The following is a 23,638-nucleotide window of genomic DNA, read 5'->3' on the forward strand; positions in this document are numbered from 1 at the left end:
CGACGCCGCCGATCCCCTCACCGGCGAGGACCCGGTCCGCGGGGGAGGAGCCGGTCGTCGGCTGCGCGGGGTCGACGGGGTCCGCGGAGGAGGGGCTCGAGGAGCGGCGGTCGGAGGCGCCGGATCCCGCACCGGGAGCGGAGGAGTCCGCAGTCGCCGCCGCATCCTCCGCGGGCGAGGCGGCGGTCGGCGTCGACACCGCTTCCGGGGCGGTCATCGCCTCGGGCGCGAGTGCGGCGGAGGCGAACACCACGGAGAGCACGAGGGTCGTCGTCGGGACGAACGCGGCGAGAGCGCGGGTGGTGCGGGTCACGGACGGTCCAGTTCTGCGGGCTCTGCGATGCGCCCGCCTGTGATTACTACCAGGAGCGTGAAGAGCTCTGCACCCCCGCTTCCGGGTGGAGTGCCGCGGAGCGCGCCAGCGGGCTCGGCCATGCTCGTGCGCCCACCTCCTCGACGAGGCGGCGCTGAGCCGGATCGATCAGGCGACCGATCTCCTTCTCGGGGAGCGCCTGCGGGGGAGCGGCCGTTCCTTCTCGCCCGCGGAGATCGACGTGACGGCGCTCCCGCCCAGGCCCGGCACGTCCTTCGGCATCTGGTGCCCTGAGCCGCGCACATCGAGCCCGCACTCGCCCTGCGCGTCGGATGATGCGCCGCACACGCAGAGGAGGGAGCGCCCGCGGGCACCCCCTCCTCCGTCACGGCCGGTCGACCGGCCGCCGTGCGCTCAGCAGACGCGGGCCGGGTAGGCCACCGTCTGCGCGAGGGTCTCGGAGCCCGCCGTGGCGGTCACCGTCACCTGGCTGCCCGGCATGCTCGCGAGGCGGGTGGTGAACGCGGCCGATCCGCTCGCGCCCGCGGCCACCGCGGTGACCGTCTTCGAGCCGTAGGCCGAGGCCATCGCGACGTCGATCGGAGCGGTGCCGCCGTTCTTGGCGAGGACCGTCAGCACCGCCTTCCCGGCGACGCAGCGCGACGTCACGGTCACCGGCACCGTCAGCGCCGGGGCGGCCGCCTCGGGGACGACGATCTCGCCGATCTTGAGGAACGAGCCCGGCGTGGAGAAGGTCAGCTTCAGGCCGGTGGCCGAGACCGCCGCGAACGGGATCGTGGTCAGCGTGCCGTTCGCCGCCGGAGCGACGTTCTGCGCGGTGGTCGGCTTCCAGGTGCCGTCCTCGGCGCGGTAGGCCACGCTCACCGACGCCAGGGTGCCCTCGGTGTTGGTGAAGGTGAGCCCGGCGACGCGGTGCGCCTCGGTGTTCGTCAGCGTGAACTCGGCGCTGCCGGCGAAGGTTCCGTCGGTCCAGGTCGACCAGGGGGTGCTCACGTTGCCGTCGCAGGCGTTCTTCGCGGGGAGGGTCGCGTACTTCGTCTGGCTGAACGACGCCGAGACCGCGGCTCCGGGGACGCGGCAGACGTTCGTCGGCGGCGCGGTGCCCCAGATCTGCACCTCCGAGACCGACTGCCACGTGTTCGCCGCGCTGGTGAGGTGCAGGCGGAGGCCCGTGGTGTCGGGCAGGGAGGACAGGTCGAGGATCGCCGTCGGGGCGGATCCGGTCGCGGCCTGGCTGAGGGTGGTGGCGACCGAGGAGGTCGTCCATGCGCCGTTCACCTGGTACTCGACCTCGATCCTCGAGGGCCAGGTGGCGGTCGCACCGTCCTTGTAGGTGCTGACCGTCACCGAGTCGAGGTTCTGCGCCGCGCCCCAGGAGAAGGAGAGGCGGCTGTCGCGCGGGTAGCCGGCCGAGGACCAGTCGTCCCAGCCCTTGCCCTTGACGTCGCCGTCGATGAGCTTGCCGGCGAGGTCCGTGCGGCTCGAGACCGCGACGGACGCTCCGGGAGCGAGGTTCGCGATGCCCGGCTCCGCCACCTCGATCGTGCGGGTGAAGCGGCGGCCGGAGGAGAATCCGGCGTCGGCGGCGAGCGTGCCCGTCACCTGCACCGTGCCGAGCTCGGCGGGGCCGGGGGCCGCCCAGGTCACGGCGACGTCGCGGGTCGAGCCGTTGCTCGCGACCGAGACCGTCGAGGGGAGCGCGGCGGCGATGTCGGCGCCGCGGCGGACCTGCTTCGGCAGACGGGCGTCCACGACCGACCAGACGCCCTCGCCGACCCCCTTGTCGTCCCAGTAGGAGAGGTTCCAGCCGGATCTCCAGCGCGCCGGGTCCTCCTGAGCCGGATTCCGCATCTCGAGGCGGCCGTTCTCACCGACCGTCATCGGGAGCCAGACGTAGGTCGAGTCCGACTTGCCCTCGTTCCAGCGGTCGCCCATGTAGACGTACTTCCCGGGAGCGAGGGTGAGGACGTTCGTCGACTGCGAGCCGAAGGTGGTCTTGCGGGAGTCGCCGATCGAGAGCAGGCCGTCGCCGCCCTCCGGGATCGCGTTGTAGGCGACGTTCTCGTCGGCGTCGCCCTTCTCGACTCCGCGGGTCCACGCGCCGAGGATCGAGTCGGCGGTGTAGTAGGTCTGCGGGTTCGGCGCCCAGCCGGTCGCCCCGGAGGCGATCGTGTAGTACTTGCCGCCGTTGGCGAAGATCGCGGGCGCCTCGAGGTGTCCGCATTCCTTGACGATCTGGAAGTCGGTGCCGCGCACCGGTGCTCCGGCCGCACCGTCGGCGAAGACGTAGGGGTACGTCCCGTCGGCCGAGTACTGGTTCGCGTCGAGGGTGTCGGTCGTGGTGGTCCGCTCGACGTTGGTGTAGTCGGCGTCCAGCTTCGCCACGTAGAGCGAGTAGTTCTCCTCGGAGGAGTAGGAGATGTACGCGGTGCCGTCCTCATCCTGGAAGACGGTCATGTCCCGTGCCTGCCCGGGCACGGCGGAGGTGGTGCAGGCCTTGTAGTCCGTGCGGTTGTAGAGGCGGTAGACGCCCTGGAGCGTGAAGGGCCCGGTCGGGCTGTCCGAGACGGCGACTCCCGCCATCGAGCGCGCGTAGGTGCTGCCGCCCGGCGTGGTCCGGCCGTCGGAGTGCCACCACATGACCCACTTGCCGGTCTTCTCGTTGAAGAGGACCTTGGGGCGCTCGAAGATGGCGGTGTTCGGCGAGGCCTGCGTCGTGTCGAGGTGGTAGTCGAGCTCCGCGATGCGGTCGGCGCGAGGGGCTCCGGAGTCGTCGACGGTGTCGTAGAGCGCGTCGAAGTAGGGGGCCTCGAGGTCGGCCGGAGCCGAGACGCTGCGCAGCGCGGTGCCCTTGTTCTCCCAGTTGTGGCCGTCGGTGGAGCGGTAGACCGCGACTCCGGGGCTGTTCCAGTAGCCCTTCGTGCGGTCCTCGCCGTACCAGTACTGGACCTGCTGACCGCCCTCCTCGACGGTGACGATCTGGCCGCCGTGCGCCTGGATGTGGCGGCCGTCGGTGTCGTACCAGTAGGGCTGGAAGTAGCCGGCCGCGGTGCTGCCCGGGTCCTGGACCGCCGGGTGGTCGGTGTAGGTCACGGGCGTCGAGGTGCGCGGCACTCCGTCGTCGGGATCCGTGGCCACGGCGGCCGAGGCCGACTGCGCTCCTGTTCCCAGGAGTGCTGCGACGAGCAGCGCGGCCACCGCCGCGGCGGCCGTTCGTGGTCGAGACGTCATGCTGTGCTCCTTTGCACCGGGGACTTCGCGCATGTTCACGCAAACATCACGCTTCCACGAGGGTCTGATGACGTCAACATCCTGATCGACCGACGGCCGGGCGTCGGACGGCCGCCCGGGCTCCGTCTTGGCCGCTCAGCGCTCCGGCGCGAACGCCCCGCCCGGGCCGAAGGCGAGCTCCGCGAACCGGCGGCCGATGAGCTCGTGCGCTTCCGGATCCGGGTGCAGGCCGTCCGGGAGCGGGAGCCGCTGGGCGTCGTCCGGCCCGTAGAGCGCGAGCCCGTCGAGCAGTCGCAGGTCCGGGTCGTCGGAGCGCGCGGCGACGACCTCGGCCAGCGCCTCGCGGACGATCCGCAGGGTCAGCCGTCCGTTCGCGGTGTCGCCCGGGTCGCCGGTCGCGACGAAGCGCGGCGCCCCGGTCGTGAAGGACGCGGGATCGACGTCGCCCGGCCCCGGCGTGTCCTCGTGGATCCCGCAGAAGAGCGGAGTGACGAGGAGCAGCGGCGTCGCGGGATGGCCCTCGCGGATCGTGTCGAGGAAGCCGTGCACCGCCGGCACGAAGGTGCGGCGGCGCATGCCGTCGAGGTTCACGAGGTTGATGCCGAGCGCGACACTGATCAGGTCGGCAGGAGTGTCCCGCATCACGCGAGCGGTGAAGGGGTCGACGAGTGCGCTCCCGCCGAAGCCGAGGTTCACCAGGCGGGCGCCGCTCGCCCGGGCGGCCACGGCCGGCCAGATGCCCGAGGGGCGCGCCGCGTTCGAGCCCTGGCTGATCGAACTGCCGTGGTGCAGCCAGACGGGGCCGGAGAGCGGCGCGGGTTCGAGCGGTGCGTCGGAGCGCAGGGCCACGAGGTCCACCGCCTCGTTGTGCGGGAGGAGCAGCTCCACGCGAGACGGCCCGGCCGGGAGGTCGAGCCCGACCGTGTCGAGAGGTCCGGGGAGGAGGGCCCGGTCACCGGTCGCGAGGTCGAATTCGATCGCGTCGCCTCCGGTGAGCGCGTGGGAGGCGGTCATCTCGCCGTCGACGACCGCGTCGACTGCGCCGCGCGGCCGGGGCAGCCCCCGATAGGCGACCCGTGTCGCGTGCACGTCGAGCTCGATCCGTCGCGCCTCGGTGACGAAGGAGATCCGGACACCCGAGGGCTGCGCCTCCATCAGCAGGAGCTGCGCATCCGCATCGCGCTCGCGGACCGCGCGGGGGAGGCGGTGCGGCCGGACTCCGCGGGGCACCTCCTCCAGCTCGATCGCGCCGTCGACGAGCCGTTCGGTGAGGGGTGTGCTGATCATGCGGGGATGTCCTTCCGGCGGGTCCAGTGGCTGAAAAGAAAGTGCAGGCAGGCGAGGAGCTCGCTCCACGACTGCGCGGGGGTCGGGCTGCTGTGCGCGAAGCTCCCGAGCCGTTCGAGGGTGAGGAAGCCGTTCAGAGCGGCGCCCGTCACTCGGACGGCGTGCACCCGGTCCTCGGCGGGGATCGCGTAGCCGAGGAGGACCGCATCTGTGAGCTGCACGACGCGGCGGGCGGCCGGGGCGGCGACCGCGTCCGGCCCCGCAGTGCGCTGCAGCGACTCCCACAGGCCCGGCCGCTCGCGCGCGAAGGAGCGGTGGGCGTCGGCGAAGCCGTCCAGCGCCTCCCGGGCGGAGCGTCCGGCGATCGCGACGGCGATGCGGTCGGACAGCTCGTCGAGGGCCAGGACCGTGACGCCGTCGCGGAGTGCGGCGAGATCGCGGACGTGCGTGTAGAGGCTCGGCGTCTGCACCTCGAGCGAGCGGGCGACGGCGGCCAGGGTCACGGCGGCGAGACCATCGGCGTCGGCGATCGCGGCGGCGCGATCGATGACGGCGGAGCGGGTGAGGGAGCGACGGGGCACGCGTTGATCCTAATACCCCTAGGTTTTCACATATGGACATTCGGAAGCTCCGACACCCGAACCGCGATCGCCCCCGAGCCGGAGGGCTCGAGGCGATCGAACGTGCGGTGCGGCCTAGCCGCCGACCGCGTGGCGAGCGCTGTCGAGCCCGGTCAGTTCTTCCGGATATCGATCTCAGGGCTGCGAGGATCTCGCGCGCTCGAGGATGGCCGCGATCACGGCGGACTTCGCCTCGGCGTAGTCGTTCCCGTCCTCCCAGCGCCGGAGGAGGAGAGACGCCTTCGTGCTGCGGTAGAGCTCGCGGTCGGACGGGTCGGTGCGCAGCCGGTCGCGCAGGAGGAGGTACGCGTCGATCGCGGGATGACCCTCCTCGTAGATGTGGACGTGGGCGTCCCGTCCGGGCGTGCGGACGAGCCGGTGCCCGGGCTCCCGGGTGCGCAGGACGTAGCCGGCCGCGAGCAGCGGCGCGACGTGGTCCTCCTCCGCCGTGACGTCGGGCACGACGACGAGCACGTCGACGATCGGCTTCGCGGGCAGGCCCGGGACGGAGGTCGAGCCGATGTGCTCGACACGCACGCCCGGGACGGCCCCGAGGATGCGCCGCCGGTGCTCCTCGAACAGGGCGGACCACTCGGGGTCGTGCTGGTGCAGGGCGAGCTCGAGCGGCTCCGGTCCGCCGACGAGCTCGACGGAGACGACGTCGGGGCGGCTGGGGGAGCGGTGCGGAGTCACCGGGTCATCCTGCCAGGGGTGCCGCAGGGCGGGTGCGGTTCACTGGAGCGGTGAGCACCCTCCTCGTCACCGCGCACCCCGACCGCGACTCCCTCACCGCCGCCCTCGCCCGGCGGCTGCGGGAGGAGCTCGGCCCCGACGGAGTGGAGACGGCCGACCTCGACGCCGAGGGCTTCGACCCGCGGTTCGGCGCGGCCGACCGGGACCGCTACCGCGGTGTCGGCCCGGTTCCCGACGACGTCCTCCGCGAGCAGCGCCGGCTCGACGGCGTGGACCACCTCGTGCTCGTCTTCCCCGTCTACTGGTGGTCGATGCCCGCGCTGCTGAAGGGCTGGATCGACCGCGTCTTCCTCGCCGGGTGGGCCTTCGACATCGACCCCGTCCACGGCACGCAGCGCAGGCTCGGCGCTCTGACCGTCCACCTCGTCCTCGTCGCGGGGGACTCCGCCGGGACCTACGAGCGGCACGGCTACAAGCAGGCGCTGCTGACGCAGATCCAGCACGGGATCATCGACTACTGCGGAGCCCGGCGCGGCGGGGCCGTCTTCGTCCACGAGTCCGAGCGCGAGGACGACGCGAGCCGCAGGGCGGCGGTCGAGGACGCGGTCGAGCGGACCGTGGAGGCGATCAGGGCTGATCCGCCTGCAGCGCTCCGGTGACGAGGGCCTGCACGAGGGTGTCGGCGTCGTAGTCCGGATCGTGGGCGGCGCCGATGCAGAGGTTGCCGATGCCCTTGAGGAGCATGTAGCCGCTGAGACTCGACGCCGGGATCCGGGCGGGTCGTGCCGCCTCGAGCAGGTCGCCGCAGACGGGGACGAGCCGCTCCACGAAGTAGGCGTGCAGGGCGTCGGATCCGGCGCTGTCGCCCTGGAGCGCACCGGCGAGGCCGTGCTTGGTCACCAGGAGGTCGACGAAGTGGGCGACCCAGGCCCTGAGGGCTGCCTCCGGGGTCGCGCTGTCGGCGAGCAGCCGTGGGCCCGCCTCCGCGCAGGCCTCGACCTGGTGGCGGTAGACGGCGACGACGAGCTCCGAGCGGGTCGGGAAGTGCCGGTAGATCGTCCCCATGCCGACGCCGGCCTCCGCCGCGATCTCGCGGACCGGCGCGTCCACGCCGGAGGCCACGAACACCGTCGCCGCGGCGGCGAGCAGTGCGTCGCGACTCGTCCGCGGTCGGCCGGGCGTGCGGGGCACACGGTCGCTCATCGGTCCTCCTTGCTTTTCGGAGCGGCGCTCCGTAATGTCTCCGAGCGCAGCTCCACCACGTTCCGGAGCAGTGCTCCGCAATGTTCCGGAGCAGCGCTCCGACGATTGTGCCAGAGCGCCGCCCCCCAGGAAGGACCCTCGTGCCCACTCCGCTCCTCGACTCGTCGACCCCCGGTGAGCACCGCCCGATGCGCGCGGTCCGCACGGCCGAGCGCGACCCCTCTCGATCCGTCGCGAACGGCCCGTCGCCGAGGGGCGGACGGGCGTCCGCGACGGAGGAGCGGAGCGGGCCCTGCCGTCAGCGCGGGGCGCGCAGCCTGGCCAGCGGGCCGCCGTGCAGCGGCTCCGTCTCCCAGCGGACGCGGGCGGTGCGGTCGGGAGCGAGCTCGACGTGCAGGCGGTGCGGGGTCTCGAGGAACACGACGTCGACCAGGACGCCGTCGCCCGAGGGTCCGGCGCTCGCCGCGAACGGCCCGTCGACGGTCCAGGCTCCCGCGCCGGGCGTCACCGTGAAGCGCTCGTCGCCCTCGGTCAGCGCGAGCGTCCAGCCGCCCTCGTCGGCCGTCACCTCGACGGCGTCGGGCCACGATCCGACCGGCGTGTAGCTCCCGGTCGCGGGGGAGGCGCCCTCGAGCGGGGGCAGGGCGAGCTCCGACAGCCGGTCGGCCAGTCGGGCGTCGGCCTCCGCCGTGGACCCTCGGCCGACGGCGGGGAGCAGGTGCTCCCAGGCGAGCGCGAGCAGCGTCTGCGTGTCCGAGGTCTGGCCGGTCAGCGCGATCACGAGCTCGTGCTCGGGCACGATCAGGCTGAACTGCCCGTACGCGCCGTCCGCGCGGTAGCCGTGCAGCGACCGCCAGAACTGGAAGCCGTAGCCCTGCTGCCAGTCCGGTCCGCCGTCCTCGTGGGTCGGGACGTGCGCGCGGGACGCCTCGGCGACCCATTCCGGCGAGTGGATCCGCCGGTCGCCCCAGCGCCCCTCCTGCAGGTACAGCAGTCCGAGCGCAGCTGCCGCCTCGGTGGTGGCGTGCAGCCCGCTGTAGCCGAGCTCGCGCCCCGAGTCGTCGCGATGCCAGGCGACCTCGCCGATGCCGAGCGGATCGAGCAGGCGCGGGCGCAGGTAGTCGGTCAGCGACTGCCCGCTCACGCGTTGAACGATCGCGGCGGCGGCGAAGGTGCAGGGCTGGTTGTAGGCGAAGACGCTGCCCGGCTCCTGCTCCGGCGGGAGGAGGAGGAAGCCGCGCACCAGGTCGGCCGGGTCCGTCTCCTCGGCGCGGTCGATCGTCTCGGCGGAGTGGCCGCTCGCCATCGCGAGGACGTGGCGGACGCGGATCGCACGCGAGCGCGGGTCGGTGATCTCGTCGTCGAGCTCGGGGAAGTACGAGAGGACGGTGGCGTCCAGGTCGACCAGGCCCTCGGCGACCGCGAGGCCGACGGCGGTCGCGGTGAAGCTCTTGCTCAGCGAGTAGAAGAGGTGCAGCCGCTCGGCCGAGTACGGCGCCCACCAGCCCTCGGCGACGACGTCGCCGCCCTGCACGACCATCAGGCCGTGCAGCTCGACGCCGGGAGCGGCCTCGACGCCTTCGACGAAGGCCAGCACTCCCTCGGCGTCGACGGAGCGGGCGGACGGGGTGCTTCTCGGCAGTGAGCGCGTCATCCTCCGATGCTACGACCGGCGCGGCGCCGCCTCCGCCCGGGGGCAGGAGGCGGCGCCGCCTAGGCGGTCGGCTCGGCGGGGAAGGGCCCGAGGCCGAGCAGGAAGCGGAGGATCGCGTCGGCCGGCACGCGCAGGGCGGGGCCGGAGCCGAGCTCCCACTCCGCGTCGGTCGGAGCGAGGGTGCGACCGCGGACGGCGGCGCGGATCGCGAGCGGCGCGCGCTGCAGGCGGTCCAGGGCCACCCCGCCGGTGATGCGGGAGGAGAGGGCGAGCGGCTCGGGGGAGAGCGCGAGCTCGACGCGGACGACCTCGACCAGCTCGGCGACCGAGCGGGGACCCGCGCCGGCGCGGCGAGCGGAGGCGAGAGCGGCCAGGGCCGGGGCGATCTCGGCGGCAGGGGGAGGGGAGGAGGCCTCGCGGGCGCCCATCCGCGTCGCGAGGCGCTGGCCGGTGCTGCTCGAGAGCCGCACGACGAGCTCTCCGAGCAGGGCGTCCCGGGAGACGGCACTGGCCGCCTCGCCTTCCGTGGTGGAGGGCGAGGCGGCCAGGACGGCGAGGCGGTCGAGCCTCTCGGCGACGAGGGGGCGCCAGTCGTTGCTGACGCCCGTCTCGTCGACCGAGGGCCCGGTGCTCAGCGGCAGGAACCGCGACCAGTCGGGCACGACCGCAGGGCCTAGCGTCCGCCCGAGCGGCGCTTGTTGTAGACGTCGAAGGCGACCGCGAGCAGGAGCACGAGGCCCTTGACCGCCTGCTGCCACTCGATGCCGATGCCCATGATCGACATGCCGTTGTTCAGGACGCCGATGATGAGGCCACCGATGATCGCGCCGCCGATGGTGCCGACGCCGCCCTGGACCGCCGCGCCGCCGATGAACGCGGCCGAGATGGCCTCGAGCTCGAAGCCGTCGCCCGCCTTCGGGCCGGCGAGGTTGAGTCGCGCGGTGAAGACGAGGCCGGCCAGCGCCGCGAGGACGCCCATGTTGACGAACAGCCAGAAGGTGACGTTGCGGGTCTTGATGCCGGACAGCTCCGCGGCGTGCAGGTTGCCGCCGATCGCGTAGACGTGGCGGCCGAAGACGGAGCGGTTCATGACCACGCCGTAGATCAGGACGAGCACGGCGAGCACGATCAGGGTGACCGGGATGCCCTTGAAGGTGGCCAGCGCGAAGGAGAAGGCCGCGATCACGACGGAGACGAGGACGAGCTTGGTGACGAACCAGGCGCCCGGCTCGACGCTCTGCGCGTACTTCTGGCGGCCGCGGCGGGTGCGCACGGACTGCACGGCGAAGGCGACGATCGCGAGCGCGCCGATGACGAGCGACAGCGGGTCGAGGTCGGTCTCGCCGAACAGGTCGGTGAGGAAGCCGTTGCCCAGCGCGCGGTACTCGGTCGGGAAGGAGCCGATGTTCGCGTTGCCGAGGACGACGAGCGCCAGGCCGCGGAAGATCAGCATGCCCGCCAGGGTCACGATGAACGCCGGGATTCCGACGTAGGCGATCCAGAAGCCCTGCCACGCTCCGACCAGGGCGCCGATGAGGAGGGAGAGGATGATCGACAGCCACCACGGGAGACCCATGTTGACCGCGAAGACGCCCGAGATCGCTCCGACGAACGCCGCGACCGAGCCGACCGAGAGGTCGATGTGCCCGGCCACGATGACCATCACCATGCCGATGGCGAGGATCAGGATGTAGCCGTTCTGGACGATCAGGTTCGAGATGTTCTGGGGGCGGAGGAGGATTCCGCCGGTCATCACCTCGAACAGCAGCACCACCACGATGAGGGCGATGAAGATGCCGTTCTTGCCGAGGTCGCCCAGCACGTGGCTGAGGCGCTTCGTGAAGGCGTTCTCGGTGGGCTTCACCTGCGCACCGGCCGCGGTGGACGGTTCGTTCTGCAGATCGGTCATCGTTGCTTCTCCTGGGTCATGAGGGTGAGGACCGCCTCGGGCGTCGCCTCGGCGATGGGCAGCTCGCCCGTGATCCGGCCCTCCGACAGCGCGTAGACGCGGTCGCAGATGCCGAGCAGCTCCGGCAGCTCGGAGGAGATGACGATGATCCCCTTACCCTGCGCCGCGAGCCGGTTGATGATGGTGTAGATCTCGTACTTCGCACCCACGTCGATGCCGCGGGTGGGCTCGTCGAGGATGAGGACGTCCGGGTCGGAGTAGATCCACTTCGACAGGACGACCTTCTGCTGGTTGCCGCCGGAGAGCTTCCCGGTCTTGGCGAGCACGGTCGGCGACTTGATGTTCATGCTGCCGCGGTACTCGTTGGCGACCTCGAACTCGCGGTTGTCGTCGACGAGTCCGCCGCGGGCGACCTTGTCGAGCGACGCGAGCGAGATGTTCCGCTTGATGTCGTCGATGAGGTTGAGGCCGTAGTGCTTGCGGTCCTCGGTCGCGTAGGCGAGCCCGTGGGCGATCGCCTCCGAGACGTTGCGGATCTTGATCTCCTTGCCGGCCTTGAAGACCTGGCCGGAGATGCGGCTGCCGTAGGAGCGGCCGAAGAGGCTCATCGCGAACTCGGTGCGCCCGGCGCCCATGAGCCCGGCGATGCCGACGATCTCGCCGCGGTGCACCGTCAGGTTGACCTTGTCCACCATGACGCGGGTCGGGTCCTGGGGGTGGTGGGCCGTCCAGTCGACCACGCGCAGGATCTCCTCGCCGATGTGCGGCGTGTGGTCCGGGTAGCGGTGGTCGAGGTCGCGGCCGACCATGTCCTTGATGATGCGGTCCTCGGTGACGTCGTCGTGAGCGATCGTCTCGATGGTCTTGCCGTCGCGGATGACCGTGACGGTGTCCGCGATCTTCTTGATCTCGTTCAGCTTGTGGCTGATGATGATCGACGTGATGCCCTGCTCCTTGAGGTGCAGGATCAGGTCGAGCAGGTGGTCCGAGTCCTCGTCGTTCAGGGCCGCGGTGGGCTCGTCGAGGATGAGCAGCTTGACCCGCTTCGAGAGCGCCTTCGCGATCTCGACGAGCTGCTGCTTGCCGACTCCGATCTCCATGATCTTGGTGGTCGGGTTCTCGCGCAGACCCACGCGGGCCAGCAGCGCCGCCGCCTCCTGGTTGGTCTTGTTCCAGTCGATCAGGCCGCCGAAGCCGCGCACCTCGTTGCCGAGGAAGATGTTCTCCGCGATGGAGAGGTAGGGGCTGAGGGCCAGCTCCTGGTGGATGATGACGATGCCCTTCGCCTCCGAGTCGCGGATGCTGGCGAACTGCATCACCTCGTCCTCGAAGACGATGTCGCCCTCGTAGGTCCCGTGCGGGTAGACGCCCGACAGTACCTTCATCAGCGTCGACTTGCCGGCGCCGTTCTCCCCGCAGATCGCGTGGACTTCGCCGCGCTGTGCGTTGAGCGTGACGTCCTGGAGCGCCTTCACGCCCGGGAACGTCTTGGTGATGCCGCGCATCTCGAGGATGTTCGAGGTCACGCCGCCTCCCTTCCTTCGTAGTGGGGGAGGGCGCCCGGTGGGCGCCCTCCCGGGGTGTTCCTTCTCGGGTGAGGAGAGAGGACTAGCCGTTCACTTCCGCGTCGGTGTAGTAGCCGCCGTCGACGAGGACGGACTGGATCTGGTCCTTGGTGACGATGACCGGCTCGAGCAGGAAGGACGGGACGACCTTCTTGCCGTTGTCGTAGGTGTCGGTGTCGTTGACCTCGGGCTCGGTGCCCTCGAGCACGGCCTGGGCCATCTTCACGGCCTCCTTGGCGAGCTCGCGGGTGTCCTTGTAGATGGTCGCGTACTGCTCGCCGGCGATGATCGCCTTGACGGAGTCGAGCTCGGCGTCCTGACCGGTGATGATGGGGAAGTCGGAGCCGACGGTGTAGCCGGCGTCGGTCAGAGCCGAGATGATGCCGCGGCTGAGGCCGTCGTAGGGCGAGAGGACGCCCTGGACCTTGGAGCCGTCGGAGTACGTCTTGGTGAGGATGTCCTCCATGCGGCTCTGGGCGACCTCGCCGTCCCAGCGCAGCGTGGCGACGGTGTTGAAGTCGGTCTCGCCGGACTTCACGACGAGCGTCTTGTCGTCGATGTACGGCTGGAGGGTGTCCATCGCGCCGTTGAAGAAGAACGTGGCGTTGTTGTCGTCGGGGCTGCCGGCGAACAGCTCGACGTTGAACGGGCCGGCGGGGGCGTCGGCGGCCTTCGCGCCGGTGAGGTCGGTGAGACCGAGGCCCGCGAGGAGCGAGGTGGCCTGCTGGACGCCCACCTTGTAGTTGTCGAACGTGGCGTAGTAGTCCACGTTCTCGGAGTCGCGGATGAGGCGGTCGTAGGCGATGACGGGGATGTCGTTGGCCTTGGCCTCCTCGAGCACGCTCGTGAGGGTGGTGCCGTCGATCGAGGCGACGATCAGGGCCTTGGCGCCCTTGGTGATCATGTTCTCGAGCTGCGAGACCTGGGTGGGGATGTCGTCCTCGGCGTACTGCAGGTCGACCTTGTAGCCGGCCTCCTCGAGCTGCGACTTGACGTTGTTGCCGTCAGCGATCCAGCGCTCGGACGACTTGGTCGGCATCGCGACGCCGACGAGGCCGCCGTCGCCGGATCCCGAGCCCGAGCCGCCACCGGTTCCGGAGGAGCAGGCGGCGAGGGAGAGGATCATCGCTCCGCCGGCGATGCCGGCGATGAGAGCGCGCTTCATTGTGGTCACTGTGATTCCTTCGTCATTGAATGCAGTGGATGCAGGGCCGCCCTCGGGATCGGGGCGGAGATGTGATGCCATGTGAGCGATCACATTGCGTCATGCTAGACCCGACGGCGCCGTTCGTGTCAACGCGCACGTCTCGACTCGGTAACGGGACACCCGCGGCGCGTCGTCCGCTCTCGGAGCGGTGCTGTCAAGGGTCCCCGGCCCCGGAAGGGAGCCGGAGCCGTCGGCGTTGCGTCCAGCACTGTCGAAAGGACGCACACCATGACGAAGACCTGGTTCATCACCGGCGCCTCGAAGGGCTTCGGCCGCGAGTGGGCCGAGGCGGCGCTCGAGCGCGGCGACTCGGTCGCCGGGACCGCCCGCCGGATCGAGACCCTCGACGCCCTCGTCGAGGAGTACCCGGACACGTTCCTCCCGCTGACCCTCGACGTGACCGACCGCGAGGCCGGCTTCGCCGCCGTGCAGGCCGCGGCCGACCGGTTCGGCCGACTGGACGTCGTGATCAACAACGCCGGCTACGGGCACTTCGGCATGATCGAGGAGCTCACCGAGGAGGAGTTCCGCGCGCAGCTCGAGACCAACGTCTTCGGCGCCCTCTGGGTCACCCAGGCCGCGCTGCCGATCCTCCGCGAGCAGGGCTCGGGCCACATCGTCCAGGTGTCGAGCATCGGCGGCATCAGCGCGTTCCCCTCGATCGGCGCGTACCACGCGTCGAAGTGGGCGCTCGAGGGCTTCACCCAGTCGCTGGCCGCCGAGGTCGCCGGCTTCGGGATCCACGTGACCCTCGTCGAGCCCGGCGGGTACTCGACCGACTGGTCCGGTCCCTCCGCGTCGCGCAGCGAGCCGATCGCCGCGTACGACGAGGTCCGGGAGGCAGCGAGCCGACGCCCCTCCGCCGCTCAGCAGGGCGACCCGCGGGCCTCGCGCCTCGGGATCCTCGCGGTCGTGGACGCGGACGAGCCGCCGCTGCGGATCTTCTTCGGGCGCGCGCCGCTGGGCATCGCGACGGCGGACTACGAGTCGCGCCTCGAGACCTGGAAGCGCTGGAACGACGTGTCGATCGCCGCTCACGGCGAGTGATCCCGGGCGGTCGCGGCGCGAGGGCGTCGCGGCCGCCGGTCAGCGCGAGGCGGTGACGCTCGCGCTCCGGGGGACGGCCGTGGATCCGCGGACGACCAGCTGCGGAGCGATCGGCGCCGCCTTCTCCGGCCGGTCGCCCTCGATCAGGCTGAGCAGTGCGGCCACGCACCGGCGTCCGAGCTCCACGAAGTCCTGGCGGACGCTGGTCAGCGGCGGCCAGTAGAACGCCGCCTCGGGGATGTCGTCGAAGCCGATGACGCTGACGTCCTCCGGCACGCGGACCCCGCGCTCGTGGAACGCGCTCATCAGTCCGAGCGCCATCTGGTCGTTCCCCGCGAACACCGCGGTGAAGTCGAGGAAGCGCGAGAGCTCGAGGCCCACGCGGTGGCCGCGCTCGGCGCTCCAGTCGCCGAGCAGCGGCGGGCGCAGCGGGATCGAGCGGTGGTCGAGCTCGGCGAGGTAGCCGCGCATCCGCGCCTCGGCCTCGATCCAGTCCTGCGGGCCGGCGAGGTGCACGATCTCGGTGTGCCCGAGGTCGATCAGGTGCCCGGTGGCGATGCGGGCGCCGGCCATCTGGTCGACGTAGAGCGCGTCGTCGCGGTCGTCCTCGCTCGTCTGCAGCGTCACGTGCGGGATGCGCAGCGCGACTCCGGACAGGATGTCGAAGACGCGGATCTGCGGGGCGACGACCACGAGGCCCTCGACCGCCTGGTTGAGCAGATGCCGGATCCCGGCCTGGATCGACGCGCCGTCGGTGCCGTCGACGTTGGCTGTGACGACGAGGTAGCCCGCGTCGCGCGCCGCCACCTCGATGGCCTGGATGCTGGAGGCCGGACCGTACTGCAGGCTCTGCGAGGACAGCACGCCGACGGTGCGGGTGCGGCTGGTGACCAGTGCCCGCGCGGCGAGGTTGGGGCGGTAGTCGAGCTCGGCCATGACCTCGAGCACGCGCTTCTTCGTCTCGGCGCGGAGGCTCGGGTGGTCGTTCAGGACCCGGGAGACGGTCTGGTGCGAGACGCCGGCCGCGCGGGCGACGTCGTAGATGCTCGGCGCCCGCGACGCGGGCTTGTCTTCCGGCATCGGGCACCGCGGCTCTCTGTGATCGGCGCCTCCGACGCAGGACCGGGGCGCCCTCACTGGCGGCTCGCCCGTCCGCGGGCGCGTGTGAGCACACTTTACGTCCCTCGGCGCGGGGGCCTGCACACCGACGGAACCTCGACGGCTCGGACGGGTGCCGCTCCCGGATCGGTCGGACGTTCCGGCACCGCTGGTGCGGGCGCGCCGGAACGACGCGATCCGCGCCTCCGCCCCGCGGTCGTCGCAGCGGGTGGTCGACGCGGTCGGGTCAGCCGTCGAAGACCTCGGCCGAGGCGAAGGCCGCATCGGAGCGGAGCACGGCGACGAGGTCCGCGGGACAGTCCTCGAAGGCCGTCCTCTCCGGACCGGGAGGCGTGTGTGCTCGGACGTCGACGACGGATCCCTGGGGCGCGACGGCGTCGGGCGATCACAGGCGCTGCCCTGCGGTCCGGGGTACTTTCCTGCGTGTGAACGACAGCGACGAGAAGTCCGGGAGAGGCTGGCGAATCGATCTCGGCGAGCCGCCGGAGAGCGTGTCCGGCGATGTCGTCGACGCTCTCGATCGGGTGTCCGCGGAATTCGCGGCATTCCGGAGCGGGACTTCCGGCGAGGGCGGAGAAAGGGCCGCGGCCCTCCGCGGAGCCGCCCGACTCGGGGCCGGAGAGCACCGGCTCGCCGTCGCCTCGGGGCTGACGCGGGAAGGCGTCCGCGCCTTTCTCGCGGGGGGATGACAAGCCGTCGGAGAGGCGGTTCCCCCGTGCCTCGACAAGCCGGCGCCGAAGGAAGAGAAAGGCCTCGAGAAGGCGCGGCATCCGGAGAGATCGGAGACGACGAATGGACGACGAGGAGTGGGCTCGGTACCTTCTCGCGATGGAGCGCCGAGCACCGACGGATCAGGACGGCGCGACCGCGGAACGGCGTGACGCGAGGGTGGCGGCCGTCCTGCGGGAGCTCGACGGGGTCGATCCGTACGGACTCGAGCCGGGTCGCGAGGACGGCGCTCCCCGCGACGAGTACGCGTCTGAGGCGGCCCCGATCGCGAGCATCCTCCTGCGCCGAGGACGGATCACCGGCGAGGAGCTCGACGCCGTCTGGCGGTTCTGGTTCGGCGAGCCGCTGAGCGCCCTGCTCGGCGACGGCTTCGCCCCGCTCCTGGCGCGGCTCGACCGGCTCGCTCCTCCCTCGGCGGAGGACTGACGGGCGTCGGGTTCCGGCGGCGGACCGGCCGCGATCCCGGCGTCCCGTATCGCTCCGCCCAGCTCCGCCCAGCTCCGCCCAGCTCCGCCTAGCTCCGCCTAGCTCCGCCTAGCTCCGCTCGCGGAAGAAGCGGATGAGCTCGCGCAGGGCCGGGAGCGTCGCGCTCTCGGCCTCGGCGTCGTCGAGGTCGTCGAAGGAGGTGCGGAGCCCGGCGGCGTCGGCGTCGGCGGCGGACTCGAACGCCATCGACCACTCCGGGAACAGCCGCTCCCGGATCGGCTCCTCGAGGAGGGTGCGCAGCTGCGCGTGGCGCTCGTCGGCGGCGATGACGGCCATCCGCTCGCGCAGGACCGCGTCCGGCCCCTCGAGCACCTGGAGGAATCGGCCGTCGCGGTGCAGGAGCATGCCGGTCAGGCCGAGGCGCTCGTTGTTCGCGCGGCATTGGGCGAGCAGCGCGGGGAGGTCGGCGTCCGTGAAGCCGGCGGAGGTGCGGCTGGAGTAGACGAGGGAGAGCATGGCGTCCGTTCCGGGTGGGGGAGGCGGGCGCCTCCGCTCCCAGTGGACCACCGACAGCGCCTCCCGCACGGCCACTTCCGCCGGCGGCGGCAGGCTGCTAGAGCTAGCCGACCGTGATCGGAGCGGCGGACGGACGGGTGCCCTGCCGCATCCAGACGAAGAAGCCGACCAGGGTGAACGCGCCGTAGAAGACGTACATCAGCCCCGACGCGTAGTAGCCGGCCGAGAACAGCAGCGGCACGCCGACCAGGTCGACGGCCACCCAGATGAGCCAGAACTCGGTCCAGCCCTTCGCCATGCCGTAGGTGGCGAGGACGGAGCCGACGAAGATCCACGCGTCGCTCCAGACCGGCTCGTAGGAGCCGAGCGCGCGGAACACCGGGGTCAGCACCGCGGTGCCGCCGACCATCCCGAGCACCAGCAGGCCGCGGGTGCGCCACGACGCCCAGCGCGGCTCGATCAAGGTGGTCGAGTCGTCGGGGCGGTGGGTCCACCGGTACCAGCCGTAGACGCTGACCAGGATGAACATCACCTGCCGCCCGGCCTGGCCGAGCAGGTTGACGGGGTTGGGAGTGCCGAACAGGGCGCCCATGAAGACCGTGAACAGCAGCACGTTGCCGATGAGGCCGACGGGCCAGGCCCAGACCTTCCGCCGCATCCCGCCGAGGGCGCTGAGGAGCCCGAAGACGTTGCCGATGACCTCCCGCCAGAGGACGGTCTGCTCGCCGATGACGATCTGCGCGTCGAACAGCCAGTGCACGAGGTCCACGAGGCCTTCTTCCTGAGTCGGGATGCCGGGTGGTGCAACCCTGCCCCATCCCGGGCCATTCCCGTCGCGGGCTGATGAGGGCGCCGCGCTCGAACCACGCTGGATCCCGCTCCGGGGCGGGGAGCGCGACCGGCGCCCCGCTGTGCCGCCGCGACCGTAGGCTGGCGGGATGACGTCCCGGGTGCGACTCCTGCTGGCCTCGTCGCACCCCGGGCCGACCGTGACGGTCACCGTGCTGGCGACCGTGATCGCGGCGGCGTCCGGGCATCCGCTCGGGCAGGTCGTGCTGGTGGCGCTCGCCGTGCTGCTCGGGCAGCTCTCGATCGGGCTCGCGAACGACTGGATCGACGCCGACCGCGACCGCGCGGTGGGGCGCACCGACAAGCCGGTCGCGCAGGGGCTGATCGGCGTGGGCGCCGTCCGCGCCGCCGCACTGGGGACGGCGGCGGCCGCCGTGGTGCTCTCGCTGCTGCTCGGACCGGTCGCCGCGGTCGCGCACCTGGTGCTGGTCGCCGCGGGCTGGGCCTACGACGCGGGGCTCAAGCGCACGGTCTGGTCGGTCGCTCCCTTCGTGGTCGCCTTCGGGCTGCTGCCGGTGGTGGCGGTCGCGGCGGGCGACGGCCGGCTCCCCGCCTGGTGGGCGATCGCGACCGGCGCCGTGTTCGGCATCGCGATCCACTGCACGAACGTGCTCCCCGACCTGGTCGACGACGAGGCCACCGGGGTCCGCGGCTTCCCGCACCGCCTCGGCCTGCGGCTCTCCGGAGTCGTCGCCTTCGGGTCGCTGGTGGTGGCCGCGCTGCTCGTGCTCGTCGGACAGCTCGTCGGCGACCAGCCGGTGCGCGGGACAGGCGTGGTGCTCGCGGTGATCGGGACCCTCGCGGTGGTCGTGCTCGCCGCGGCGGGCATCCGCCTGGTGCTGACCGGTCCGCCGACGCGCACCCTGTTCCGGCTGGTGATCGCGGCCTCGCTCGTGCTGGTGGTCGAGCTCGGGCTGGCGGGCGCGCGGCTGGTCGGCTGACCGGCCGCCCTCAGGACCAGCGCATCGCGTAGACGCGGGCGAGCAGGTCCGAGGTCGGCAGGGCGAGGGCGGTGCGGAGGAACGCCTCGCGGCCGCGGTGCGCGAGCGAGCCGAGCGGGCGTCCGAGGGCCATGTTCGCCTCCGCCTGCCGCGCCGCGCGCCGGGCCGCGGTGGTGCGCCGCCGGGCGAAGCCGGGCCAGGGGCCGGCCTCGCCGCGGCGCACGGCACCGGCCAGGAGCGGGGCGAGCTCGGCGGCGTCGAGCCAGCCGAGGTTCATGCCCTGCCCGCCGATCGGACTGATCTCGTGCGCGGCGTCGCCGATGAGCACGACGCGGCCGACGCCCATCCGCTCGGCCTCGCGGCGCCGCACCTGGAAGCCGCTGAGCATCGTGCAGGTCTCCGGGTCGGCGTCGGCGCCCGTCCGGTCGCGGACAGCGGCGGCCAGGGCGCGCGCGGCCTCCTGGTCGGGGGCCTCCTCGGGCCGCCAGGCGGGGGCGCCGAGGGAGCGGTCCGGGCCGCTCAGGGCGACGTACCGGCGCCGACCGCCCGGGAGCGGGAAGGACTCCACCACTCCGGCCGGACCGACGTCGACCAGCGCGGTGCCGGTGAGACCGCCGGGCTCGGGGTCGGCGAAGTCGCCCATCACGTAGCGGTCCGGGTAGTCGCGGCCGGTGGTGCGGATCCCGAGCAGATCGCGGACGGTGCTGCGGGCGCCGTCGGCCCCCACGACGAAGGCGGCGCGGACGGAGACCGGCTCGCCGCCCGGTCCGGTGCCGGTCGCCTCGACGGTCGAGCCCCGACGGAGCAGGCCGGTCAGCGCGACCCCGGGGCGCAGCGCGTCCGGGGCCGCCGCCTCGAGGCTCTCGCGGAGGATCGCCTCGGTGCGGTGCTGGTCGAGGGTGACGACGTAGGGGTGCGTCGCGGAGGCGCGCGCGAACGAGAGCGTGCCGAGGGTGCGGCCCCGGCTGCGCGCGACGCCCTCGCGGACCCGGGTGGCCTCGGCCAGCACGGGAGCATCGGCGCCGATCGCGGCGAACGCGTCGAGCGACGGCGGATGGATGCCGATCGCCCGCGAGCCGCTCGGCACCGAGGAGCGCCGCTCCCACACCTGCACGTCCACTCCGGCCCGCGCCAGGAGCGCGCCGAGCAGCAGTCCGACCGGACCGCCGCCGACCACGAGCACGTCCGTCTCCGCTGTCACGGGTCGAGCCTAGGGAGCGGCGGCGCGGCGGGCGAGGGGGTGCGCTCGACCGCCGCGCGTGCTCAGGGTGCGAGCGGAGGCGTCAGAGCGCGTCGACAGCGGCGAGGATCTCCTCGGTCTCCGTGCGCGTCGTGTAGTCGACGTGCACGTCCGCCGTGCGGACGATCCGGTCGGCGTCGACGACCAGGACGGTCGGGTACGGGACGGCCGGGGTGTCGTCGGCGTTGCTGTCCTTCACGGCGAAGCCGAGCGCGGTGTGCGCCTCCTGCGCGTCGCCGCTGGGGGCGGTGACGATGCCGAGAGCGCTCGCGAGCGTGTTGCCGGGGTCGGAGACGACGGTGAAGCCCAGGTCGCCGTTCGCGACCGCCGCGCGCGACCCGTCGGGGGTCTGCGGGCTGATCGCGACGAGGGCGACTCCGCGCGAGGCGAGCTCGAGGGCGAGGGTCTCGTTGTAGTGCTTGAGCGTGATGTTGCAGTACGGGCACCAGGCTCCGCGGTAGAAGACGAGGACGGCCGGGCCCGCGCCGAGGACGTCCGCGAGGGCGACGGTGTCGCCGTCGACGGTCACGACGGAGGCGGCGGGGAGCGCGTCGCCGGCGGTGACGGCTCCGCTCGGGGCGCCGGCGGCGACGAGGTCGTCGCGCTCGCCGGAGAAGACGGCGGCGAGCTCGGGGCCGACCGTCTCGTCGAAGCCGACGGTGAACTCGTCGAGCTGGGTGCGGACGGAGGTGCTGGTCATCGGAAGTCCTTCGGTCGTGACGGTCGTGGTCCCCCGTCCGGGAGCCTAGGCATGCGGGGGACCGGGCGCCGGGCGCCCGTCACGCGGCGTCACACGACGGCCGACGCGTGTCGGCCGGCGTGCGTGGGGACGGGCCCCGTCGCTCCGTCACTCCGGGGCGACGACCAGCTCGCCGCCGGCGGAGCGCGAGACGCACGGCATGATCCAGCGGTCCTGCTCCTCGGGGGTCAGCACCAGGTCGCGGTGCTCCGCCCTCCCGCCGACGAGGCGCAGGCGGCAGGTGCCGCACGTGCCCGACTCGCAGGAGGAGTCGACGTCGATCCCGGAGGAGCGGAGCGCGGTGAGGAGCGAGCGGTCGGCCGGGACCTCCACGACGGCTCCGGTCGGCTCCCAGACGGCGGCGAAGGGGACGGCTCGGTCGCCGACGGCGTCGACGCCCGCGAAGTCCTCGACGTGGATCCGGCTCGGGCGCCAGTGCATCGTGAGGGCGAGGACCTCGTCGATCAGCGCGGACGGACCGCAGCAGTAGATCCGGGTGTCGTCGTCGGGCTCGGCGACGAGCGGCCAGAGGTCGAGCCGGCCGTGGATCGCACTGTGGTGCACGAGGGAGCCGTCGGCGGAGAACTCGTCGAGCCACGCGGTGTCCTCGGGGGTGCGGCTGAGGTAGACGACCTGCACGGCCGAGCCCTGCGCCCGGAGCTCGGCGGCCATGGCGCGGATCGGGGTGACGCCGATCCCGCCGGCGATCAGGAGGTAGCGGGCGGCGGGCCGGAGGACGAAGGTGTTCGCGGGCGGCGCGGAGGAGAGGACGTCGCCGACGCGGACGTCGTCGTGGAGGCTCCGCGATCCGCCCCGGCCCCCGGGCTCCCGGCGCACCGCGATCGCGTAGTGCGACGGCTCCGAGGATCCCGGCTCGACGAGGCTGTAGCTGCGGCGCTCGCCGGAGGGGGTCGTGAGCGTGAGGTGCGCGCCGGCCGAGTAGCCGGGCAGCGGGGCGCCGTCCTCGCTCCGCAGCACGAAGCGGGTGACGGCCGGGGTGAGCGCCTCGCGCTCGGCCACCACGAGCCGCAGCTCAGCCACGGAGCACCAGCTCGTCGCCCACGCCGAGCGTGCCGCCGTCGAGGACCTCCGCGTAGACGCCGAGGAGCTCGTGGCCGTAGGTCTCGTGCAGCAGCCGGGGGACCGGCAGGTCGCGCCGACCGGTGCCCAGCTCGACCTCGGTCGCGGCGCACCGCTCGGTGGCCTTCGTGATCCGCAGCCGCAGCCCGCCCGCGGTCAGCTCGCGCCCGAGCAGCTCGAGCTCGCTCCACGCCGGCAGCCCCTCGAGATGGATGTTCCCGCGGAACCGCAGCGGGTCGACGCTCCGGCCGGTGCGCTCGGCGAGGTCGCGGACGCTCGCCAGGTTGATCAGCGAGACGTACTCCATCTCGACATCGGAGTTGTGGGCCGTGTCGGTGTAGCGGCGCCCCGCGTCCTGGGCGATCACGGGCTCGACGCCGGGCGGCAGGTCGAGCACGCGGGCGGCGAAGGAGCGCAGTGCGGCCCGTCCGTCCTCCGCGCCCAGGTCGGCGGAGAGGACCCGGTGGCCGCGGACGTCGACGGTGAGCACTCCGCTGTCGGGGTCGAGGTGCGTGGTCAGGCCGGCGAGGCGGGCCTCGGCGACGAGGACGAAGAACTCGCGCTTGGATATGCCGTGCCGCATGCCGGGCCGGTAGGCGCCGCCGGGGCGGGCGAGGGCGATCGTGCGGTCGAAGGGGACGCCGCGGCCTGTGGTGAGCTCGACGCAGGGGAGCGGCTGCGGGGTCAAGCCCTTCACCGGGTAGACGAAGAGGCCGTCCACGCGTGTCGTCATGCCCCCCATCCTGGCGCATCGCCGGGGAGCCGGCAGGGCCGTCGCGGCGCAGCGGAGCGCGAGGAACGGACGCGGCGCCGTGCGGATCCTGCGAGGGCGGGCGGAGGGATCCCCTCCGGCGGGCCTCGTCAGTACTGGAGGGAGAGGCCGACCAGGGGCGGGACGACGAGCGCGCCCAGCTCGACGATCGCGACGCTCGCGCCGACGCCGAGCGTGACGGCCGAGAGCAGCCGGGCGCGGTCCTTCCGCGCGACGCCGATGACGCCGACGATCGCGGTCGCCGTCGCGAGCACGAGCATCGTGACCCCGAGGGCGGCGAAGAGCGCCCCGATCTGCGTGGTGTCGAAGCCGCCCTGGAACGCGAGGACCGGGATGGCCGTGGTGAGCGCGGTCCGCCCGATCTGCGCGAGGACGAGGACGATCGCGAGGACGAGGCCGACGATGCCGACGACGTCGCGAGTGTAGATCTGGGGGGCGGCGGCGGAAGCGGTAACGCCATCGAGCCTAGGGGCGGGC

The 23,638-nt window shown here is 72.6% G+C and carries 23 protein-coding genes and 1 pseudogene; 5 read left to right on the forward strand and 19 right to left on the reverse strand.

Going from position 1 to position 23,638, the window contains the following annotated elements; genetic code table 11:
* From C5C57_RS15855 to C5C57_RS15875, 5 genes and pseudogenes are all read right to left on the reverse strand, one after another.
* Nucleotides 1-313: pseudogene (locus C5C57_RS15855) on the reverse strand (hypothetical protein); the annotation flags it as partial.
* 414 nt (nt 314-727) lie between these two features.
* Complete coding sequence (locus tag C5C57_RS15860) at nt 728-3,565, reverse strand: discoidin domain-containing protein (protein ID WP_104297845.1); 2,838 nt, start codon at nt 3,563-3,565, stop codon at nt 728-730.
* 135 nt (nt 3,566-3,700) lie between these two features.
* Nucleotides 3,701-4,852 (reverse strand): GDSL-type esterase/lipase family protein, encoded by a 1,152-nt coding sequence (locus C5C57_RS15865; RefSeq protein WP_104247720.1) that lies wholly within the window; start codon nt 4,850-4,852, stop codon nt 3,701-3,703.
* Entirely contained in the window at nt 4,849-5,433 is a 585-nt protein-coding gene (locus C5C57_RS15870) for a TetR-like C-terminal domain-containing protein (protein WP_104224976.1), read from the reverse strand. The genes C5C57_RS15865 and C5C57_RS15870 overlap by 4 nt, the downstream gene beginning before the upstream one ends.
* 174 nt (nt 5,434-5,607) lie before the next feature.
* Nucleotides 5,608-6,165, reverse strand: a complete 558-nt coding sequence (locus tag C5C57_RS15875; RefSeq protein ID WP_104247721.1) for a GrpB family protein — start codon at nt 6,163-6,165, stop codon at nt 5,608-5,610.
* 50 nt (nt 6,166-6,215) lie between these two features.
* Between C5C57_RS15875 and C5C57_RS15880 the strand changes: the two genes are divergently transcribed.
* Nucleotides 6,216-6,824: an NAD(P)H-dependent oxidoreductase gene (locus C5C57_RS15880; protein ID WP_104247722.1), complete on the forward strand. Its 609-nt coding sequence runs from the start codon at nt 6,216-6,218 to the stop codon at nt 6,822-6,824.
* Here C5C57_RS15880 and C5C57_RS15885 read toward each other — a convergent pair.
* The 6 genes from C5C57_RS15885 to chvE all read right to left on the reverse strand — a co-directional run bounded on the left by C5C57_RS15885 (nt 6,793) and on the right by chvE (nt 13,661).
* Nucleotides 6,793-7,368 carry a TetR/AcrR family transcriptional regulator gene (locus C5C57_RS15885; protein WP_104227392.1) on the reverse strand — a complete coding sequence of 192 codons (576 nt, stop codon included), beginning with the start codon at nt 7,366-7,368 and terminating at the stop codon, nt 6,793-6,795. The two genes, C5C57_RS15880 and C5C57_RS15885, sit on opposite strands and share 32 nt — an antisense overlap.
* Nucleotides 7,369-7,666: 298 nt before the next feature.
* Nucleotides 7,667-9,022, reverse strand: coding sequence for a serine hydrolase (locus tag C5C57_RS15890; protein ID WP_104247723.1), 1,356 nt, complete (start codon nt 9,020-9,022; stop codon nt 7,667-7,669).
* A 59-nt stretch (nt 9,023-9,081) separates the two neighbouring features.
* Nucleotides 9,082-9,684: a hypothetical protein gene (locus tag C5C57_RS15895; protein WP_104234507.1), complete on the reverse strand. Its 603-nt coding sequence runs from the start codon at nt 9,682-9,684 to the stop codon at nt 9,082-9,084.
* 11 nt (nt 9,685-9,695) lie between these two features.
* A complete protein-coding gene (gene mmsB / locus C5C57_RS15900) occupies nt 9,696-10,931 on the reverse strand; it encodes a multiple monosaccharide ABC transporter permease (RefSeq protein ID WP_104227395.1) in 1,236 nt (411 codons plus the stop codon).
* Nucleotides 10,928-12,457, reverse strand: a complete 1,530-nt coding sequence (gene mmsA / locus C5C57_RS15905) for a multiple monosaccharide ABC transporter ATP-binding protein (RefSeq protein WP_104247724.1) — start codon at nt 12,455-12,457, stop codon at nt 10,928-10,930. Before mmsA ends, mmsB begins: the two co-directional genes overlap by 4 nt.
* An 82-nt stretch (nt 12,458-12,539) precedes the next feature.
* Nucleotides 12,540-13,661 (reverse strand): multiple monosaccharide ABC transporter substrate-binding protein, encoded by a 1,122-nt coding sequence (chvE, locus tag C5C57_RS15910; protein ID WP_104227397.1) that lies wholly within the window; start codon nt 13,659-13,661, stop codon nt 12,540-12,542.
* A gap of 270 nt (nt 13,662-13,931) precedes the next feature.
* Here chvE and C5C57_RS15915 point away from each other — a divergent pair, with 270 nt between their 5' ends.
* Nucleotides 13,932-14,750 (forward strand): SDR family oxidoreductase, encoded by an 819-nt coding sequence (locus C5C57_RS15915; RefSeq protein WP_104227398.1) that lies wholly within the window; start codon nt 13,932-13,934, stop codon nt 14,748-14,750.
* A 39-nt stretch (nt 14,751-14,789) separates the two neighbouring features.
* On the opposite strand, the gene C5C57_RS15920 is transcribed toward C5C57_RS15915, so the two are convergent.
* Nucleotides 14,790-15,830 (reverse strand): LacI family DNA-binding transcriptional regulator, encoded by a 1,041-nt coding sequence (locus C5C57_RS15920; RefSeq protein ID WP_104234510.1) that lies wholly within the window; start codon nt 15,828-15,830, stop codon nt 14,790-14,792.
* 464 nt (nt 15,831-16,294) lie between these two features.
* Between C5C57_RS15920 and C5C57_RS15930 the strand changes: the two genes are divergently transcribed.
* Together C5C57_RS15930 and C5C57_RS15935 are read left to right on the forward strand one after the other, a co-directional pair.
* Nucleotides 16,295-16,558, forward strand: coding sequence for a hypothetical protein (locus C5C57_RS15930; protein ID WP_104297847.1), 264 nt, complete (start codon nt 16,295-16,297; stop codon nt 16,556-16,558).
* Between the two features lie 139 nt (nt 16,559-16,697).
* Nucleotides 16,698-17,024 (forward strand): hypothetical protein, encoded by a 327-nt coding sequence (locus C5C57_RS15935; RefSeq protein ID WP_146082449.1) that lies wholly within the window; start codon nt 16,698-16,700, stop codon nt 17,022-17,024.
* A gap of 108 nt (nt 17,025-17,132) precedes the next feature.
* Here C5C57_RS15935 and C5C57_RS15940 read toward each other — a convergent pair whose 3' ends face one another.
* Both C5C57_RS15940 and pnuC read right to left on the reverse strand, forming a co-directional pair.
* On the reverse strand, nt 17,133-17,540 hold the full coding sequence (locus C5C57_RS15940; RefSeq protein ID WP_104227402.1) for a BLUF domain-containing protein: 408 nt from the start codon (nt 17,538-17,540) through the stop codon (nt 17,133-17,135).
* Between the two features lie 103 nt (nt 17,541-17,643).
* Entirely contained in the window at nt 17,644-18,309 is a 666-nt protein-coding gene (pnuC, locus tag C5C57_RS15945; protein ID WP_104227403.1) for a nicotinamide riboside transporter PnuC, read from the reverse strand.
* A 169-nt stretch (nt 18,310-18,478) separates the two neighbouring features.
* Here pnuC and C5C57_RS15950 point away from each other — a divergent pair, with 169 nt between their 5' ends.
* On the forward strand, nt 18,479-19,330 hold the full coding sequence (locus C5C57_RS15950) for a UbiA family prenyltransferase (RefSeq protein WP_104227404.1): 852 nt from the start codon (nt 18,479-18,481) through the stop codon (nt 19,328-19,330).
* 10 nt (nt 19,331-19,340) lie between these two features.
* Here the strand turns inward: C5C57_RS15950 and C5C57_RS15955 are convergent, their stop codons facing one another.
* From C5C57_RS15955 to C5C57_RS18220, 5 genes are all read right to left on the reverse strand, one after another.
* The gene (locus C5C57_RS15955; RefSeq protein ID WP_104247728.1) at nt 19,341-20,531 is read right to left on the reverse strand and encodes an NAD(P)/FAD-dependent oxidoreductase; all 1,191 of its coding nucleotides are present in this window, start codon (nt 20,529-20,531) and stop codon (nt 19,341-19,343) included.
* A gap of 82 nt (nt 20,532-20,613) precedes the next feature.
* Entirely contained in the window at nt 20,614-21,270 is a 657-nt protein-coding gene (locus tag C5C57_RS15960; RefSeq protein ID WP_104297849.1) for a peroxiredoxin-like family protein, read from the reverse strand.
* Between the two features lie 147 nt (nt 21,271-21,417).
* On the reverse strand, nt 21,418-22,350 hold the full coding sequence (locus C5C57_RS15965; RefSeq protein WP_104247730.1) for a PDR/VanB family oxidoreductase: 933 nt from the start codon (nt 22,348-22,350) through the stop codon (nt 21,418-21,420).
* The gene (locus C5C57_RS15970; protein WP_181027207.1) at nt 22,343-23,122 is read right to left on the reverse strand and encodes an MOSC domain-containing protein; all 780 of its coding nucleotides are present in this window, start codon (nt 23,120-23,122) and stop codon (nt 22,343-22,345) included. The genes C5C57_RS15965 and C5C57_RS15970 overlap by 8 nt, the downstream gene beginning before the upstream one ends.
* Before the next feature lie 128 nt (nt 23,123-23,250).
* Nucleotides 23,251-23,638, reverse strand: a 388-nt coding sequence (locus tag C5C57_RS18220; protein ID WP_181069238.1) for a hypothetical protein, incomplete at its 5' end; no start/stop codon positions are given.

Origin of the sequence: Rathayibacter sp. AY1C5, from assembly GCF_002931705.1 — a bacterium.
GTDB lineage: Bacteria > Actinomycetota > Actinomycetes > Actinomycetales > Microbacteriaceae > Rathayibacter.